Source organism: Ciceribacter sp. L1K23 (genome assembly GCF_018122705.1).
Lineage (GTDB): Bacteria > Pseudomonadota > Alphaproteobacteria > Rhizobiales > Rhizobiaceae > Allorhizobium.
The window spans coordinates 2,274,155-2,290,447 of the sequence record NZ_JAGRRC010000001.1 but is presented as its reverse complement, the minus strand read 5'-3'; the positions used below and the strand labels follow the sequence as shown (position 1 = coordinate 2,290,447).

At 61.6% G+C, this 16,293-nt stretch carries 16 protein-coding genes; 4 read left to right on the top strand and 12 right to left on the bottom strand.

What is annotated here, in order from left to right; genetic code table 11:
* Positions 1–24: 24 nt before the first annotated feature.
* The 5 genes from J5J10_RS10835 to J5J10_RS10815 form a co-directional block, all read right to left on the bottom strand.
* Positions 25–636: a CvpA family protein gene (locus J5J10_RS10835; protein ID WP_211929876.1), complete on the bottom strand. Its 612-nt coding sequence runs from the start codon at positions 634–636 to the stop codon at positions 25–27.
* Positions 637–731: 95 nt separating this feature from the next.
* Complete coding sequence (radA, locus tag J5J10_RS10830; protein WP_208549111.1) at positions 732–2,135, bottom strand: DNA repair protein RadA; 1,404 nt, start codon at positions 2,133–2,135, stop codon at positions 732–734.
* A 97-nt stretch (positions 2,136–2,232) separates the two neighbouring features.
* Entirely contained in the window at positions 2,233–3,399 is a 1,167-nt protein-coding gene (alr, locus tag J5J10_RS10825) for an alanine racemase (protein ID WP_211931207.1), read from the bottom strand.
* Positions 3,400–3,507: 108 nt separating this feature from the next.
* Positions 3,508–4,941, bottom strand: a complete 1,434-nt coding sequence (locus tag J5J10_RS10820) for a mechanosensitive ion channel domain-containing protein (protein ID WP_211929875.1) — start codon at positions 4,939–4,941, stop codon at positions 3,508–3,510.
* A 4-nt stretch (positions 4,942–4,945) separates the two neighbouring features.
* Complete coding sequence (locus J5J10_RS10815; protein ID WP_211929874.1) at positions 4,946–5,848, bottom strand: DUF3365 domain-containing protein; 903 nt, start codon at positions 5,846–5,848, stop codon at positions 4,946–4,948.
* A 185-nt stretch (positions 5,849–6,033) separates the two neighbouring features.
* On the opposite strand from J5J10_RS10815, the gene J5J10_RS10810 reads away from it, so the two are divergent.
* From J5J10_RS10810 to J5J10_RS10800, 3 genes are all read left to right on the top strand, one after another.
* On the top strand, positions 6,034–6,894 hold the full coding sequence (locus tag J5J10_RS10810; RefSeq protein WP_211929873.1) for an AraC family transcriptional regulator: 861 nt from the start codon (positions 6,034–6,036) through the stop codon (positions 6,892–6,894).
* A gap of 72 nt (positions 6,895–6,966) precedes the next feature.
* Positions 6,967–7,665: an AzlC family ABC transporter permease gene (locus J5J10_RS10805; RefSeq protein WP_211929872.1), complete on the top strand. Its 699-nt coding sequence runs from the start codon at positions 6,967–6,969 to the stop codon at positions 7,663–7,665.
* Positions 7,662–7,961 (top strand): AzlD domain-containing protein, encoded by a 300-nt coding sequence (locus J5J10_RS10800; RefSeq protein ID WP_211929871.1) that lies wholly within the window; start codon positions 7,662–7,664, stop codon positions 7,959–7,961. The genes J5J10_RS10805 and J5J10_RS10800 overlap by 4 nt, the downstream gene beginning before the upstream one ends.
* A gap of 33 nt (positions 7,962–7,994) precedes the next feature.
* Here the strand turns inward: J5J10_RS10800 and ftrA are convergent, their stop codons facing one another.
* Complete coding sequence (gene ftrA / locus J5J10_RS10795; protein ID WP_249116715.1) at positions 7,995–8,990, bottom strand: transcriptional regulator FtrA; 996 nt, start codon at positions 8,988–8,990, stop codon at positions 7,995–7,997.
* A gap of 83 nt (positions 8,991–9,073) precedes the next feature.
* On the opposite strand from ftrA, the gene J5J10_RS10790 reads away from it, so the two are divergent.
* Positions 9,074–9,469, top strand: coding sequence for a rhodanese-like domain-containing protein (locus J5J10_RS10790; protein WP_211929869.1), 396 nt, complete (start codon positions 9,074–9,076; stop codon positions 9,467–9,469).
* 38 nt (positions 9,470–9,507) lie between these two features.
* On the opposite strand, the gene J5J10_RS10785 is transcribed toward J5J10_RS10790, so the two are convergent.
* The 6 genes from J5J10_RS10785 to J5J10_RS10760 all read right to left on the bottom strand — a co-directional run bounded on the left by J5J10_RS10785 (position 9,508) and on the right by J5J10_RS10760 (position 16,065).
* Positions 9,508–11,004 (bottom strand): replicative DNA helicase, encoded by a 1,497-nt coding sequence (locus J5J10_RS10785; protein WP_208553336.1) that lies wholly within the window; start codon positions 11,002–11,004, stop codon positions 9,508–9,510.
* Between the two features lie 307 nt (positions 11,005–11,311).
* Positions 11,312–11,887, bottom strand: coding sequence for a 50S ribosomal protein L9 (gene rplI, locus J5J10_RS10780; protein WP_211929868.1), 576 nt, complete (start codon positions 11,885–11,887; stop codon positions 11,312–11,314).
* Positions 11,888–11,900: 13 nt separating this feature from the next.
* On the bottom strand, positions 11,901–12,884 hold the full coding sequence (locus J5J10_RS10775; protein ID WP_211929867.1) for a DUF2232 domain-containing protein: 984 nt from the start codon (positions 12,882–12,884) through the stop codon (positions 11,901–11,903).
* A 186-nt stretch (positions 12,885–13,070) separates the two neighbouring features.
* On the bottom strand, positions 13,071–13,316 hold the full coding sequence (rpsR, locus tag J5J10_RS10770; protein ID WP_208549121.1) for a 30S ribosomal protein S18: 246 nt from the start codon (positions 13,314–13,316) through the stop codon (positions 13,071–13,073).
* Between the two features lie 12 nt (positions 13,317–13,328).
* Positions 13,329–13,775, bottom strand: coding sequence for a 30S ribosomal protein S6 (gene rpsF / locus J5J10_RS10765; protein WP_211929866.1), 447 nt, complete (start codon positions 13,773–13,775; stop codon positions 13,329–13,331).
* Positions 13,776–14,064: 289 nt separating this feature from the next.
* Complete coding sequence (locus tag J5J10_RS10760) at positions 14,065–16,065, bottom strand: EAL domain-containing protein (protein WP_211929865.1); 2,001 nt, start codon at positions 16,063–16,065, stop codon at positions 14,065–14,067.
* Positions 16,066–16,293: the final 228 nt, after the last annotated feature.

The window sequence follows — 16,293 nt, the reverse complement described above, 5'->3', positions numbered from 1 at the left end:
GCGCGGCGGCGCGCCGCATCCCCCTTAGTCGCCGGCTGCCGGCGCGTCGGTCGGAGCCTGGGTCGGCGGCGCCAACTCCGCCGGTGCCTGCTCCGCGGGAACTGGCTCGGCCGCGTCGTCTTCCTTGCCGAGAATACGGGCGCGCAACTGCGGCTCGATGTCATCGGGCAGGACGCCTTCGAGCTTGAGGACCAGCGCGTCGAGGAAAGGCTTCGACTTCGCTTCGTTGACCCAGGTCGGGCGATGCTTCGCGTCGATCAGCCAATTCCAGAAGGCAACGGCCACGACGATCAGCAGCAGGCCGCGGGCCGCGCCAAACAGGAAGCCGAGCGTCCTGTCCAGCGCGCCGATGCGGCTGTCGATGATGAAGTCGGCGATCCGGGAGGTGATGAACGAGATCACGATCAGTGCGATCAGGAACACGATGCCGGCGGCGCCGGCCATCGCGATCCGATCGTCCGTCGTGTAGTTCTTGATGTAGGGCAGGATAAACGGGTGGAGATAGTAGGCCGCCGCGACAGCACCAACCCAGCTGGCGATCGACAGCACCTCACGCGAAAAACCGCGCACCATGGCGAGCACGGCTGAAAACAGGACGACGCCGATGACAATACCGTCGAAGATCGTGATGGGCATAAATTCAGAACTCCAAGTCCGGGCCGCAGGCCGCCGGTTTTCCGCCGCTTGCGAGGCGCCATCCCTTTAAATTCCCGTCCCGAAAGACGCAAGGATCAATGCTCGTCCGCCTCCGAGGAAGCGCGCAATCGCGAGCCCGCAATCATCGCCACAAGATCCGGCAGGCTCCCGATCTCGCTCAGACGTCCCATCGCACCTTTGGGCAGGTCGGCTGATGCAGCCGGCAGCACGGAGGCGGAAAAGCCGAGCTTTTCGGCTTCTTTAAGGCGTTGCGCGGTGTGAGCCACCGGCCGGACGGCGCCCGACAGGCTGACCTCGCCGAAATAGACGCAATCCGCGGGCAGGGCAAGCCCGGCGAGCGATGAAACCAGTGCGGAAGCGATGGCGATATCGGCAGCCGGCTCGGAGATGCGGTAGCCGCCGGCGACGTTGAGATAGACATCGTGCTGACCGAGCCTGATTCCGCAGTGCGCTTCAAGGACAGCGAGGATCATCGCCAGTCGCGACGAGTCCCATCCGACGACTGCGCGGCGTGGCGTACCAAGTGAAGTCGGGGCCACCAATGCCTGCACCTCGACAAGCACCGGCCGCGTCCCCTCGATGCCGGCGAAGACGGCGGCGCCGGGCGATTTCTCGTTGCGTTCACCCAGAAAGAGCTCGGAGGGATTGGCGACCTCGCGCAGCCCCTTGTCCGACATTTCGAACACGCCGATTTCGTCCGTGGGTCCGAAACGGTTCTTGACGGTGCGCAGGATGCGATAGTGATGGCCGCGATCGCCCTCGAAATACAGGACCGCGTCGACCATGTGCTCGACCACGCGCGGGCCGGCGATCTGGCCTTCCTTCGTGACGTGCCCGACCAGCACCATGGTGGCGCCGGTCTGCTTGGCGAAGCGGATCATTGCCTGCACGCCGGTCCGGACCTGGGTCACGGTTCCCGGAGCCGAATCGGCAGTATCGCTCCAAAGCGTCTGGATGGAGTCGATGATCACCAGATCGGGGCGCTTGCCTTCCGAGATCGTGGCGAGGATGTCCTCGACATTGGTTTCCGCGGCGAGCAACACGTCCGTTTCTGCCGCGCCAAGGCGTTGGGCGCGAAGACGCACCTGCGCGACCGCTTCTTCTCCCGAAACGTAGATCACCCGGTTGCCCTTGCGCGACAGCGCCGCGGCCGCCTGCATCAGAAGGGTCGATTTGCCGATGCCGGGATCGCCGCCGATCAATACCGCCGATCCGCGCACGAAGCCGCCACCAGTTGCCCTGTCAAGTTCGCCCATCCCGGTCGGGATGCGTGGCGCTTCCTCGATCTCGCCTGAAAGAGAGGTGAGGGTGACGGCGCGTCCCTTCTTCGGCACCTTGCCTGGGCCGGAGCCGATGCCGCCCATCGGGTCCTCCTCGACGATGGTGTTCCATTCACCGCAGCCGTCGCACTTTCCGGCCCAGCGAGAGTGCACCGTGCCACAGTTCTGGCAGACGAATTGGGTTCTGGTCTTGGCCATGAAGCGCTTCTCGGTCATTGTTCCTGAGCGGAACAAAATGTGAATCATGCGTCACAGATAGGCGGAACGATACGACCAATGCAAGGGTGGCGTGGGTTCATTCTGCCGCGTCGACGTAGAGCCGCTCGTATCGAAGCCCGAGCCCGGTCAGCATCTCGTAGCCGATGGTGCCGGCCGCGCGAGCGGCTTCGTCCAGCGAAACATTGGAGCCGAAGAGCTCGACATAGTCACCGGTTCGCACTGCGTTTTCCGGGACGTCGGTCACATCGAAGATCGTGATGTCCATTGTCACGCGCCCGGCGACGGGCACTTTGCGCCCCGCGATGAAACCTGTTGCTCCTGTTATTCCGGTTTCCCTCAGAGGTACGCCGCTGCCCGAGAGGTTGCGCATCCAGCCATCGGCGTAGCCGACCGAGGCGACCGCTAGTCGGCTGTCACGGGCAAGCTTGAGCGTGCCGCCATAGCTGACGGTTTCTCCGGCTTTCGCCTCGCGCACCTGAAGAACGCGGGCTTCGGCCTTCACCGCCGCCCGCATTGGATTGGCCACCCCGTTGACCGCTTCTCCGCCGTATAATGCGATACCGGGACGGGTGAGGTCGAAGTGGTAGTCCGGGCCGAGGAAGATGCCGGCCGATGCGGAAAGACTTGATTCAATGCCTTCGAAAGCATCGCTAACCTGCCGGAAAAGCTGGAGCTGTCGTCCATTCATCGGTGACGAGGGATCGTCACCGCAGGCGAGGTGGCTCATTACGAGCACTGGCGAGAAACTGGCGGGGCGCGACACGTCTGCGGCAAGCGCCAGCGCATCCTCGAGCGGCAGACCCAGCCGGTTGAAGCCGGTATCGATTTGCAGCGCGCAAGGATAGTCGCCTCGCTCGGCGATCACCGACATCCAGAACGCCAATTGCTCCTCCGAAGCGATCACCGGCACGAGATCGTTCTCGAAAAATATTTCCTCCTGCCCCGGCCAGATCCCGCAGAGGACGAAAATCCGTGCTTCGGGCGCGTAGGCGCGGAGCGTTGCTCCTTCGGAGGGCACCGCCACGAAGAAGTCGCGGGCGCCTGCATGGTAGAGCGTTTGCCCCACGTCCTCGATGCCCAGTCCGTATGCATCCGCCTTGACCACCGCAGCGGCGCGCGCCTTGCCCGAACGCTTCGCCATGTCATGCCAGTTATCCGCAATCGCGCCGAGGTGAACGGTCAGGCGGAGGGGGGCAGAGGCGAAAGCGTCCTCGGGTTCATGATAGGCGGCGAAGTCGGTCATCGGGGAGGTCCAGTGGAGGGTAGACCCCATCTAGCACGTCTTTTTGGTCGCTGTTGAGGCAAACAATTCAGAAATGGCCGACCTTGCCCAGATTTCGCAGGTTATCGCCTACTGCTTCGCCAGCTCCGCATCGAGCACCTTCAACTTCTCCAGCGTGAGAAGATCGGAGTCGACGACTTGTTTGACGGTATTCCTGTCGAAGTAGAGCAGTTCGCAGCGACGGTTTGCTGTCATCAATGGCTGCTCCCCGCGGAGAAGTCCAAGCGCCCGGCCGAAACCGACATGGGCCCCGATCGAGAGCCGCCGTGTGATCGTGGAGGGCGCCATCGACAGGAAGCGGGTCTTCTCAGGACCGTTCTCCATGTGGCTGGCAAGCGCAAGGTAAAGCAATCTCGGGTCGCCAGTCCGTCGCGCGTAGCTTTCCGCCAACTCGCGGGCGTAGGGGCCTATGACCATGGTGGCGCTTTGGCCGACCTCGTCGAGAAGCGCAACCGGCATCAGGATCGGGGCGTCCGGATCTTCTTCCATGCCCACGAGCTCCGCCAGACGCTCGCGTTCGACATTTTCGTTGTGCGGAAGCTCCTCCCGCGCCGATCCGAGAAGAATGACGGCCGCGCCACCATCGAGATCGATCGTTTCACCGGGCCCGTAACGCCGCCGCTGACCGCGAACCGCCAGATCGTCCGATATCGGCAGACCGTTTGTCACATTGCTGGAGGCGGGGGCGGCGATGAATATGCCTTCGCGCGAGAGCGCATACCAGAGCCTTATCTGCAGCTGTGACTTAATCGTGTCGCGTTCTGCCCAGTCGGACGAGGAAAAGCGCACACCATAGGAAACGCATTTATTGTCGGCGTCAAAGCCCAGCAGTGTGGCATCCGGGCGGGGCTCTTCGAGAATGCCGGGAAAGCCCTTCAGCAACTCGTCCTCGATCACGGCCAGCACGTTCATCGGCGGCACGTTTGCATCGACGGTAAAGGCGATGGTCAACCGTGGCATATCCCCGCGGCGGACGATCTCAAATGCTTCCGTGCTCAGTACGCTGTTGGGCAGCACGACGGTGCTGTTGTTGTCGGTGCGCACGAAGATTGAACGCCATTTGAGCGCCACGACTTCACCCGACACACTGCCGCAACTGATGTGGTCGCCGACCCGCAACTGGCGCTCGATTTCCAGCGACAAGCCGGTGAAAAGATTACCGAGCGTGGCCTGGAGCGCGAGACCGACGATCACCGTGGCGACAGCCGATGTTGCCAGAAGTCCGGAAACATCAAGGTCGAAGGCGTAGTGCAACCACAACATTACGGCCGCGGAATACAGCACAAGGGACAGCATGGTGTGCAGCCGGTCCGACCTGCCGCTCCGCGCCGAGCCGCCGGCCACGAGAATGAAAATCTGCTCGACGAACCGCGCAAGCGAGATTGCGCTCATGCCGGTCGCCATCATGAACAGGGCCGATGTGCCGAATGCGGGCTCGCCCGGCGACGTGAGCACCAGCAGCCAGCACAACGCCGTGATGGAAAACAGCGCCAGCGACATCATCGGCTCATTCCTTGTCCGGATCCGGCTTCGTGGCGCGCGTCGCGCCGATGGCTTCGTTCAGGCTCTTCTTCAGCCGGAGGATCGCGCGTTCGAGATCATGGAACTGGCCGTCCAGCTCTAGACCGGTTTCCACGGTTTTGCCGCCCGATGACAGGCTGACGTCATGGGCAACCTCCGTGATCGTTTTAAGTGGGCGGGTCACGTAGCGCCGCAGCAGGAAGAGGAAGATGGCACTCGTCAGTACGAAGACGCAGGTCAGCGACCCGACGGTCGTCACGACCCCCTTGATGGCGCGTTCCGTGATAGGGCGGAGCGGCACTTCCACAATCTGCATGCCGATGACATCGCCGAGTTTCCAGTTGAAACCACCGCCGGTGCCATATTTGGCGATCATTGCTTTCGGTGCCGCTTCCGGGGTCGAGTGGCATTGCAGGCAGGCGGGATTAGTCATGCGCAATGGTCGGCTGACATAAAAACGTCTCTGGCCCAGTTCGCCAATTTCGCCGTTTAATTCCTTCAGTTCCGCATTTTCCTGAAACTGCCGCAGCAGGCTGACCTCGAAGTCGTCTGCCCGATCCGCGATATTGGTCGGGTTCAGGGAACGCTCGTGATAGCTGTAGTCGGGGAACTGTGTCTTCAGTCCCCGCAGCGTTGTCTGCGCGCCATATGAAGGAACGATCTCCGGGTGGAATTCGCTGCCATCCTGCAAGCGGTTGATGATCGGCGCGATCTGTTGCCCGGTGTAGTTCCGGATCGATAGCGCGATCGACAGAAGAACATTGGCTTTCTCCGTCACCTCTTCACGCGCCTGCCGAAACTCCAGCGTGAAAGAGATGTAGCCGGCGACCAGCACGCCGAACAGGAAACAGAACGCGAGGATAATACCAAAGCGGGCTTCGATGCGCATCACGGTACCCGGGGAGTGGGAGAGGATGAAAGGCGAGATTCGGAAAACCCTTAAGCAGCTGTCATGTTTTCCACAACGACGCTTTTTGGGTGTATTTCGCCTAGGGGGTTGATCCCCATGATCGGTATCCGCAGCCTGTCACTTTTGTTCAAGACGCTGACCTTTGCCGGCGATATGCTGAACGGATGCACAATGTTTCGCAGGAACAGGCCACGATCGCCATGCCAACGCGCCCTTCGGAGCGGACGCGCTTCTGGCGCGATCGGCGGTTTCGCCACATGGAATGCATGGAGGCGACGTTCGTTACGCATGAATTCGCGCCGCATTCGCACGATACGTTTTCGATCGGGGCAATTGAAGCCGGGCGGCAGGTCGCCATGATCCGAGGCGAGCGGGAGCACACAGGTCCTGGAGCGCTTTATCTCATCAATCCGGGAGAGACCCATGACGGGCAGCCCGGGACGGAGACGGGCTATAGATACAGGATGATCTATCCCGACGCCGGATTGTTCACTGAGATCCTGGAGGAGGCGACTGGCCGGGCCTTTCATGGCTCCCCAAGTTTTTCCCGGCAGTTGTTGACCGACCCGCATCTGGCGGATGCCTTCATCCGCGCGCATCGCAAGCTCGACGATGGCTCCAGTGAACTGGAGAGCGAGGAATCGATGTACTCGGTGCTGTCGGCGATGTTTGCCCGCCACGGCAGCGCGATCATCGTTCCGCGCGATCTTTCGGAACCGGTCGGAGTGCGGCGGGCGAGGGATTACATAGACGCACATTTCAGCGAGGAGATCGGACTGGAGGCGCTGGCACGTCAGGCGGGTCTCAGCCGTGCCCACCTCATCCGCGCCTTTCGAAAACATTATTTCATCACCCCGCACGCGTATCAGACGGATCTGCGAATCCGCCACGCTCGCCACCTGCTGCGCATCGGTACGTCGCTGGCCGATGCGGCCGCGGGCTGCGGTTTCGCCGATCAGGCGCATCTGACGCGGCACTTCAAGGCGCGGGTCGGGCTGACGCCGGGACAGTTTCGGCAGTCCTGATCACTTTCGTTCAAGATCGGTTCCTTGCGTTTGAAGTATCTCCCTCCCATCCTTGAGGAGAGAGCGCTGCCAATGTCCTGGAATGTCTCGGAAATCACCGCCGGAACGCGGGCGATTGCGCCACTCGTGGTGGCGGTTGTGCCGATCGGGCTGGTGTTCGGTGCGGTCGCGGCGACCAAAGGGCTGTCACCGGCGGAAGCGCTGCTGATGAGTGCGCTGGTCTTCGCTGGCGGCTCGCAATTTGTCGCCATGGACATCTGGACCCATCCGGCAAGCGTCGCCGGCCTCGGCATTGCCGCGTTGCTGGTGAACATCCGCCATACGCTGATGGGCGTTTCCCTTGGCACGAAGCTGGACGCGTTTTCGTCGTCACAGAAGATCGCTGCCATGCTGTTCATGGCCGACGAAATCTGGGCCGTCGCCGAATTTAGGGCGAGGGCGGGAAGACTGACGCCTCTATGGTACCTCGGCGTCGTTGCGCCGTTTTACTCGGCCTGGGTTTTGTCCGGTTTCACCGGTGCATTGATAGGGGCATTACTGGGAGATCCCGTCGTTTACGGTCTGGACTTCGTCTTTCCGGCGATTTTCATCGTGCTGGTCATGGGGTTTTGGAAGGGCAGCGAAACGGGTGCGGTTCTGGCGGCCAGCGCGGCAGCAGCGCTAACCGTGAACCACTATGTTCCGGGCGTCTGGTCCATCTTGGCAGGGGCTCTTGGCGGCCTCGCAGCGGCCACAGTCGCAGTCCTCTGGTGGCCGGGAGCTGGCGAATGACCGTCGATTCAAATACCCTGCTGGCCATAGTCGCTATGTCTCTCGCGACTGCCGCAACGCGCCTTGCCGGTTTTGTCATCCTTCGGGCCTTCACGCTGTCGCCGGAGGTCCAGCGCGTCCTGCAGGCCATTCCGCCGTCTGTGCTGATGGCCGTCGTCGCTCCCACGGCCCTTGCCACCGGCTGGCCCGAAACCATCGCCTGCGCCACGGTTGCAGTCTTGGCGCTCCGGTTTCCGATGCTTCTCGCGGCGGCGACCGGAGTCGCCGTTGTCGCCGTTTTGCGATCGATAAGTTAGCCGGTTGAACGCTTCAGCGACGATCCGCGGGAATCACTGCGGGTGAGCGAGTTCACGGGCTTCCGCGAGGAAGCGGGTGCGGTATTCGGTTGGACTGATGCCGATCTTTCGCCGGAAGTGGTGTCGAAGGGTGTGCGCTGAACCAAATCCCACGGCACTTGCGACATCGTCGATCCGCGCGCCGGCGCCGCACAGAAGATCCTTCGCTATAGCCACCCGTTCTGCCGTCAGCCATTCGCCTGGCGTGGTGCCTGTCGCTTCCGCAAAGCGGCGCAGGAAGGTACGCTCGCTCATCCGGCATCGATGCGCCATTTTTCCAATCGTCCAGTCAAGCGCTATGTCCGCTCGCATCGCGTCGAGCAGGGGAGATATCTCTGAGCCTTCCCGCTGGGCGACCGGACGTTCCAGAAATTGTGCCTGTCCGCCGGTCCGGTGGGCCGGCATCACGAGCCGGCGGGCCACCGAATTGGCCGCGGGCGCGCCGAAATCCTGCCGGATGATCTCGATCAGCAGGTCAATACCGGCGGCACTGCCCGCCGCCGTGAAGATCGCATCGTGCGACCGGTAGAGCGACGCCTCATCCACATCTATCGAAGGAAATCTGTTGCGGAGAGCGTCCGCATAGCGCCAGTGCGTCGCGGCAACGCCCCTATCCAGCAACCCTGTCGCCGCCAGAACGAAGGCCCCGGAACAGAGAGAGACAAGACGGGCGCCGCGTGCGTGGGCATCTCGCAACCGTTCACAAAGGTTTTCGGGTACAGGGCTGTCGATGCCGCGCCAGCCGGGTACGACGATGATCTCGGCCGCGTTGAGCCGCTCGATCTCGCTGTCGGCCGAAACCGTGAGGCCGCCGTGTGCCCTGAAAGGACCTTGCTCTATGGCGACGCTTTCGAACCGGTACCATCCGCTTCCCATCTCCGGGCGCGAGAGGCCAAAAATCTCCGCCACGATGCCGAATTCGAACGTGCAAAGCCCGTCATAGACGAGTGCCGCGACGAGAGGGCCGGTAAGGTAAGAGGATTTTGTCATGATCTTTACGTCTATTGTCATTCACGCCAATTTTCAACAGCGGTTCTCCGTTGGATTATCGATCCATCAACAAGGAGACAGCCATGCCGACTGCCGTAACGACCGTCAAACCCGCGCCCAGCGAGGTCGCTCGCGAACACTTCGCCGCCGAGTTCGAATTCGAGACCGATTGCTGGGATGTGCATGATGCTCTGTCAAAGGGACCTGACTTCGTCCTGCTGGATGTGCGCGGTCCCGCGCTCTACGCCAAGGGCCATGTGCCAGGGGCGATCAGCCTGCCTCACGGGAAGATCACGGCGCATCGCATGTCAGCCTGGCCGGAAGATACGATATTCGTGACGTACTGTGCCGGACCGCATTGCAATGGGGCCGCCCGCGGTGCGCTTCGCCTGGCCGAACTCGGGCGCCCCGTCAAAATCATGGCGGGTGGAGTGACAGGTTGGATCGATGAGGGTTTCCCGCTCGCGACCGGCGAGTAGCCGGAAAACGAAACCCGCCTTTGAGGCGGGTCTCATGCTTAGTGTTCTTCGTACTGGGTGAAGCTCGGATCGGCGAGGTCCGCAAAGCGCGTGAACTGCGACTGGAAGGCGAGCTTGACGGTGCCGGTCGGTCCGTGGCGCTGCTTGGCGATGATGACGTCAGCAGTGCCGCGCACCCGCTCCATATGGGCCTCCCATTCCGGGTATTTCGGGTCCGACATGTCGCGGGGTTCCATGCCGAGCACGTAGTATTCCTCGCGGAACACGAAGAGCACGACGTCGGCGTCCTGCTCGATCGAGCCGGATTCACGCAGGTCGGAAAGCTGAGGACGCTTATCCTCTCGGCTTTCCACGCCACGGGAGAGCTGTGATAGCGCAATGATCGGGACGTTGAGTTCCTTGCCCAGCGCCTTCAGCCCCGTGGTGATCGCGGTGATTTCCTGGACGCGGTTTTCCCCTGATTTGCCGGTGCCGGTCATCAGCTGGATATAGTCGACCACCAGGCAGTCGAGGCCGCGCTGGCGCTTCAGACGGCGTGCACGCGCCGACAGCTGGGCGATCGAGATACCGCCGGTCTGGTCGATGTAGAGCGGAACCTTCTGCATCGTCTGGGAAAAGCCGACCAGCTTTTCGAATTCATGCTCGGTGATGTCGCCGCGACGGATCTTCGAGGAGGACACTTCGGTCTGCTCGGACATGATACGCGTGGCAAGCTGTTCGGATGACATTTCGAGGGAGTAGAAGCCGACCACGCCGCCGTTCTTGGCCTTGAACGATCCGTCCGGAAGCACCTCGGGTTCATACGCCGCGGCAATGTTCCAGGCGATGTTGGTGGCGAGCGAGGTCTTGCCCATACCCGGACGACCGGCAAGAACGATCAAGTCGGATCGCTGCAATCCGCCCATCTTCGAATCCAGCGATACGATCCCGGTGGAAATACCCGAAAGGTTGCCGTCGCGCTCGAAAGCCGCGCCCGCCATGTCGACGGCAAGCGCCACGGCATCGGAAAACGCCTGGAAGCCGCCATCATAACGACCGTTCTCCGCCAGCGCGAAGAGACGCCGCTCGGTATCCTCGATCTGTGCCTGTGGCGGCATGTCGAGCGGCGCGTCGTAGGCGATGTTGACGACGTCCTCGCCGATCTGGATCAGCGCCCGCCGCAGCGCCAGATCGTAGATGGCCCGGCCATAGTCCTCTGTGTTGATGATCGAGACGGCTTCCGAGGCAAGACGAGCAAGGTACTGTGCGACCGTGAGGTCGCCGACCTTTTCATCCGCGGGAAGGAACGTCTTGATGGTGACCGGATTGGCGGTCTTGCCCATGCGGATGATTTCCGACGCGACCTCGAAAATCTTGCGATGCAGCGGTTCGTAGAGATGCTCGGGCTTGAGGAAGTCCGACACCCGGTAATAGGCATCGTTATTGACGAGAATGGCGCCGAGAAGGGCCTGCTCCGCCTCGATATTGTTCGGAGCTTCGCGGTAAAGCGGCTCGGCGGCCTGCGGGGGCGTCATCTTGCGAACGGCATCGATCATGGTCACAACGGTCTTTTCAGTTTCGGCTGGATCATCCGGGTTTGGCCACCTCGGCTCTCGCAGTCAACAGCCATGACCCCTTCATTCGGCTTTTTCGTGTTGTCCACGTCTATCAACAGGCCGCTGAATGGTGGGCTTGACGGCAATCGAGGGAATCATGCCGGAGAAGCCATTCTATGCTGTGGGATGATTCTCTAAAATAGCAGGAAAAGCGTAGCGGCGGGCCGAAGCCGCAAAATACAAGAGACCCGGCCCGCAAGATGCAGGACCGGGCCCCAGATTGTTCGTTCGATGAACGAAACCGCGGTTAGCGGTCGTCGTCTTCGTCTTCGGCTTCCGGATTGAAGAAGTCTTCCGGACGCAGCGCATCTTCGTCGACGCCGTAGATGGCGTCAGCCGAGGTGAGGCTTTCGCCCTTGGCCTGGCGCTCGGCTTCTTCAGCCGAACGGGCGACGTTGAGCTCAACGGTCAGTTCGACTTCCGAATGCAGGTGCAGGGTGACCTGGTGCAGGCCGATGGCCTTGATCGGGGTGTTGAGCTCGACCTGGCTGCGGCCGATGTTGAAGCCTTCGGCGGCCAGGATGTCGACGACGTCGCGAGCAGCAACCGAACCGTACAACTGGCCGGTTTCACCAGCCGAACGCACGACGATGAACGACTTGCCTTCGAGGGCTTCGGCAACCTTCTGGGCTTCCGACTTGCGCTCAAGGTTGCGGGCTTCGAGCGTGGCGCGTTCCTTTTCGAAGCGGGTCTTGTTGGCGGCGTTGGCGCGCAGCGCCTTGCCCTGCGGCAGCAGGTAGTTGCGTGCGAAGCCGTCGCGAACCTTCACGGTTTCGCCCATCTGGCCGAGTTTGGAGATGCGTTCAAGAAGAATGACTTCCATTGTCTTGTTCCTTTCAGTCTTGTGTTTCGTTGTTGTCTGATTTCGTGTCGGCCTTTTGAGCCGGCGTGAGGGCCACGGTCCGGCGCGCATCGGCCAGTCCGAGAATGAGAATGATGAAAGCCGGCAGCAGGAAAAGAACCGACAGGTATGCCAGCACGAGAACCGGCAGGCGCCAGTCTTTGCCGCGGGTCCGCAGATGCAGGGAGGCAAAGCCGGCCATCAGAAAACCCGCGCCGAATGTCCCGCACACAGTGACGCCAACAAGGCCGATCGGGCCGCCGACGAAGGCTGCGAGCAGGCCGGCCAGGAAGATCAGCATCGCGTTGCGATTCATGCGCAGCGCCGACGGCATGTCCTCACGAGGGCGCTTGGCCCGGCCGGATGCCGTGACGATGCGCATGGCGAAGTAGTAGGTCGCGGTGAGCATCATCACCCACATGCCGCCCTGAACAACGGGCAGAAGCACGAGCATCAGCCGTTCGATCTGGGCGATGTCATCCGCAGTCGGCTGGAACGCCCCTTCCTGGGCGGTCGCTGCCGTCATCACGGCATTCACCAGTTCTCGAATGAACTCAGGGCCGTAACCGATCATGACGCCGAGGAACATAACCGCAAGCGCGATGAGCGCGCACAGGTGCATCAGAATGTCGGAGAGCGGATACCAGGCGATGAGATGATCGGGACCGCCAATTTCAGACGCGGGACGCGCGAGGCTGGCGAGATGACTGACCCAGCCGGCCGGCAGCAGGGTGAAAATGGCCATGGAAGCCGCGAAGAGCGGCGACACGGCGATCGAGCCAAGCGCTGCTGCGGTAACGATCGCGGCGATTGCCGCGACATTGCCCCAGCCCAGGCCGGCGATCAGGATCGGCATTGCGGATGCTGCATATAGAAAAGACGACAGAGACGGCTGCGCGTTCGCCGCCAGCACCAGCAGTGCAGCGGTCAGTCCGGCGAGCATGCCGGTGGTCAGCAGTTTTCCGTCCAGTTGTTTCACGTTCGCTGTCCTGCCGTTCAAGCAGTTAGGGGATTGCCCGGACCATTTCCGGATCCCCAACATGGGATTTTCCGGTCCCCGGCGCGTTTCGTGAACGGCTTGCCGGAGGCGGGGTGGTGTTCCGATCCGCGCCCAACGCGGAAGGGGAGGCGGGCAGCCGACGTTAACCGGCGGCCCGCATGGTCATTATGCTACGACGTACGGCAGCAGGCCGAGGAAGCGGGCGCGCTTGATCGCCTTGGCCAGCTCACGCTGCTTCTTCTGCGATACGGCGGTGATACGCGACGGAACGATCTTGCCGCGCTCGGAAATGTAGCGCTGCAGGAGACGAACGTCCTTGTAGTCGATCCTCGGAGCGTTGGCGCCGGAGAACGGGCAGGTCTTGCGACGGCGGTGGAACGGGCGGCGAGCCGCGGACGATGTTTCAGCCATTGTCAGTTCTCCTTATGCACGATCTTCGCGCGGGCGGCGCTCGAAGCCACCTTCACGCGGGCCACGGTCCGGACGCGGTCCACGATCGCCGAAGTCACGGCGCGGGCCACGGTCATCGCGCGGACGGTCATCGCGGTCGCGCTTCTGCATCATAGCGGACGGGCCTTCTTCGTGGGCCTCGACAGCAATGGTCATGTAACGAAGAATGTCTTCGTTGATGCGCATCTGGCGCTCCATTTCATGGACGGCAGCTGCCGGAGCGTCGATGTCCATGAGGGCGTAGTGAGCCTTGCGGTTCTTCTTGATGCGGTAGGTGAGGGACTTCAGACCCCAGTTTTCTACGCGCCCGACCTTGCCGCCGTTAGCTTCGAGAACACCCTTGTACTGTTCGACGAGGGCATCAACCTGCTGAGCGGACATATCCTGCCGGGCAAGGAATACATGTTCGTAAAGAGCCATTGTAGACTTGCCTTTCTTGCGGTTGTCACACCCGGATCCGGCGCTAAGCCTCAACGACTGCTCCTGATCGGATGAACCGAGGCAAGAAAAGCGTTGTTCGAGACGGTCGAGAGCGGAGACACGGGAGACCGGAACCCTCTGGTTCCTGCGGCTTTCACGACGAAAACCAGCCCTCCGTTCAGCCACCAGCCAAATGACCGGGTGTTGTGAACAGCGCGCTTATACGGATTTTCCGAGGAAAGGCAAGGGCTTTGCGAACATCGCTGCGCCGCTCAGGTCGCGGGTCTTCCTACCGGCGCACGGACGACTTGCGGCGTGCCACTGCCTCGACCTTCTTCGGCGCTGCTGTGAACTGCTCGACCGGCACGGGGCGACCGACATGGTAGCCCTGCAGGTGGTCGATCTTGTACTCTTCCATGAGAGCCTGTTGCTCTCCCGTCTCCACGCCTTCGACCAGGATGGTACGGGTCCTGTTCCGCAGCAGGCTGATGATGTCCTGCATCATCGTCCGGCCACGCTTCTGGTCGCAGTCATGCAGGAAGGAGCGGTCGATCTTCACCGTGTCGAAGTCGATCAGCCTAAGCCACGAGAGACCGGCGAAGCCTGTGCCGAAATCGTCGAGCCAGATCTGGACGCCCATCTTCTTCAGGTCGCTGATGCAGCGCAGGATATCGGAGTTCATCTCCATTTCCACGCCTTCGGTTATTTCGAAAGCGAGGCGCCCGCCGGAGACACCGGTTTCGGCGAGGATAAGGGCCACAGATGCGGCGAAACCGGGCATCTTGAGCTGTATGGGCGAGACATTGACGCTGACGACCTGCACGAGGTCCTTCGCCAGAAGGTCGACGCAAACCGTCCGGATCGCCCATCGCCCCAGTTCGATAATGGCTCCTGTCCGTTCCGCGATAGGGATGAACACCGCCGGGGACACGGGCGCTCCGTCCAGCATCTTCAGCCGCATCAGCGCCTCGGCAGCTTCTATCGTGCCGCTCTGCACGCCGCGGATCGGTTGATAGACGAGCGACACAAGCTTTTGCTCCAGGGCGATCTTCAGGATCGCCGCGATATGCTCGCTTTCGTCGCTGCTCTGCGGGTCGTCCGGATCGAAGAGCTTCACCCCGTTGCGGCCGTTGGCCTTGGCCGTGTAGAGGGCACGATCGGCCTCGTGGATGATCTTTTCGAGCTTGACCGACTGGCCACGCGTCAGGGACGCACCGACGCTCACGGTGACGATCGAAATACCGTCGCGGCGCTGTCCGTGCGGCAGCGCCATTTCACGTACGGACCGGCATATGGTCTCGGCAAGGTCCGCGACCTCTTTCTGATCCTCGACCCGCGCGATGACGATGAACTCCTCGCCGCCATATCGCCCGATCGCCGCGTCATAATGGGATATGGCGTCGTACAGACCTTTCGCCACGGTGGTGAGGCAGCGATCGCCTTCCTGGTGTCCATAGCAGTCGTTGTAACGCTTGAAGAAGTCGACATCGACAAGCAGCACGGCGAACATCACGCCGTTTTCCTGCCAGTCCTGCCAGCGCGTGCGAAGTCGCTGATCGACCGCGCGTCGATTTTCGAGCCCGGTCAGTGGATCGGTGTTCGAGAGCCTGAGGAGCGCCTTGCCCCGTTCCTCCGATGCATTCTGCTGCAGGCGGGCCTCGAGCGCGTTCAGGAAGACCTTGAAACGCTCACGGTTCAGTTGGAGGTTCACGTAGGACGTAAACACGAAGCAGGATATGCAGAAGGCGCCAAGGATAAGTTTGTAGATCAGATCCATGGGCATGTAGGCGTAGAGCGACCCGAGGAAGATCGCCATCGTCGTTGTCGAGGCGGCGAGTGCCACCGGAAAGCGGAAGCTGAAAAACAGGTTTAGGCTCATCATGAAGATCGCGCCAAAAACCATGTAATAGGAGAATGACGCCGTCTCCGCAGTGTTCCAGCCGGTTAGAAGCCAGACCACGTAGCCGCTGAGAACGGCGGTGGCCGCCAGGACGTCCACCAGATTGGCGCTCGCCCGCAGGCGCAATGTCAGTTCCAGAAGGCAGAGCGAAACGATACCCACCGCAAACCGGCCCGCGACCGTCTGCGCGGCGACGTCTCGCAGGAACAGGACGTCTGTGAGGGAGTAAAGCAGGTATGCTGCGACAGCGATCCACAGACCATGCCGAGTGACCTGCTTGCGCTTGCTTTCACTTTCGCTGTCGTAAAGCGAGCGCAAGGATTCCGGAGCCGGCTTCATCGGCTCGCTGCGAAAGTCGGTCTCGATCATATCGGCCAATACATGCGTCATGCATTATCACCACCAGCCCTACGCCACCTCGCGAGAAACCTGCGTCTCGGGTGCAGCCGCCGCACTAACTCAAACCCTAAAAATTTCGTCTGCGCCGGCCGTTCAAAGGCCCTTTATGTGACACACACTACCTACATCGCGTTAACGTTTTCCAAATTCATTGAAATTGTAGGGGTCAAATTGGGAATTAACCAATCCTTGCGAATTCCAAGGCCCAAGCTGGCGTCG

Coding starts and splice junctions, on each gene's coding strand:
- rplI (WP_211929868.1), bottom strand. CDS start 11,887: ATGGAAGTCATTCTTCTTGAACGCATCTCCAAACTCGGCCAGATGGGC.
- ftrA (WP_249116715.1), bottom strand. CDS start 8,990: ATGACAAAATCCTCTTACCTTACCGGCCCTCTCGTCGCGGCACTCGTC.
- J5J10_RS10790 (WP_211929869.1), top strand. CDS start 9,074: ATGCCGACTGCCGTAACGACCGTCAAACCCGCGCCCAGCGAGGTCGCT.
- J5J10_RS10815 (WP_211929874.1), bottom strand. CDS start 5,848: ATGCGCATCGAAGCCCGCTTTGGTATTATCCTCGCGTTCTGTTTCCTG.
- rpsF (WP_211929866.1), bottom strand. CDS start 13,775: ATGGCTCTTTACGAACATGTATTCCTTGCCCGGCAGGATATGTCCGCT.
- rpsR (WP_208549121.1), bottom strand. CDS start 13,316: ATGGCTGAAACATCGTCCGCGGCTCGCCGCCCGTTCCACCGCCGTCGC.
- alr (WP_211931207.1), bottom strand. CDS start 3,399: ATGACCGACTTCGCCGCCTATCATGAACCCGAGGACGCTTTCGCCTCT.
- J5J10_RS10805 (WP_211929872.1), top strand. CDS start 6,967: ATGTCCTGGAATGTCTCGGAAATCACCGCCGGAACGCGGGCGATTGCG.
- radA (WP_208549111.1), bottom strand. CDS start 2,135: ATGGCCAAGACCAGAACCCAATTCGTCTGCCAGAACTGTGGCACGGTG.
- J5J10_RS10785 (WP_208553336.1), bottom strand. CDS start 11,004: ATGATCGATGCCGTTCGCAAGATGACGCCCCCGCAGGCCGCCGAGCCG.
- J5J10_RS10800 (WP_211929871.1), top strand. CDS start 7,662: ATGACCGTCGATTCAAATACCCTGCTGGCCATAGTCGCTATGTCTCTC.
- J5J10_RS10810 (WP_211929873.1), top strand. CDS start 6,034: ATGCACAATGTTTCGCAGGAACAGGCCACGATCGCCATGCCAACGCGC.
- J5J10_RS10835 (WP_211929876.1), bottom strand. CDS start 636: ATGCCCATCACGATCTTCGACGGTATTGTCATCGGCGTCGTCCTGTTT.
- J5J10_RS10820 (WP_211929875.1), bottom strand. CDS start 4,941: ATGATGTCGCTGGCGCTGTTTTCCATCACGGCGTTGTGCTGGCTGCTG.
- J5J10_RS10760 (WP_211929865.1), bottom strand. CDS start 16,065: ATGACGCATGTATTGGCCGATATGATCGAGACCGACTTTCGCAGCGAG.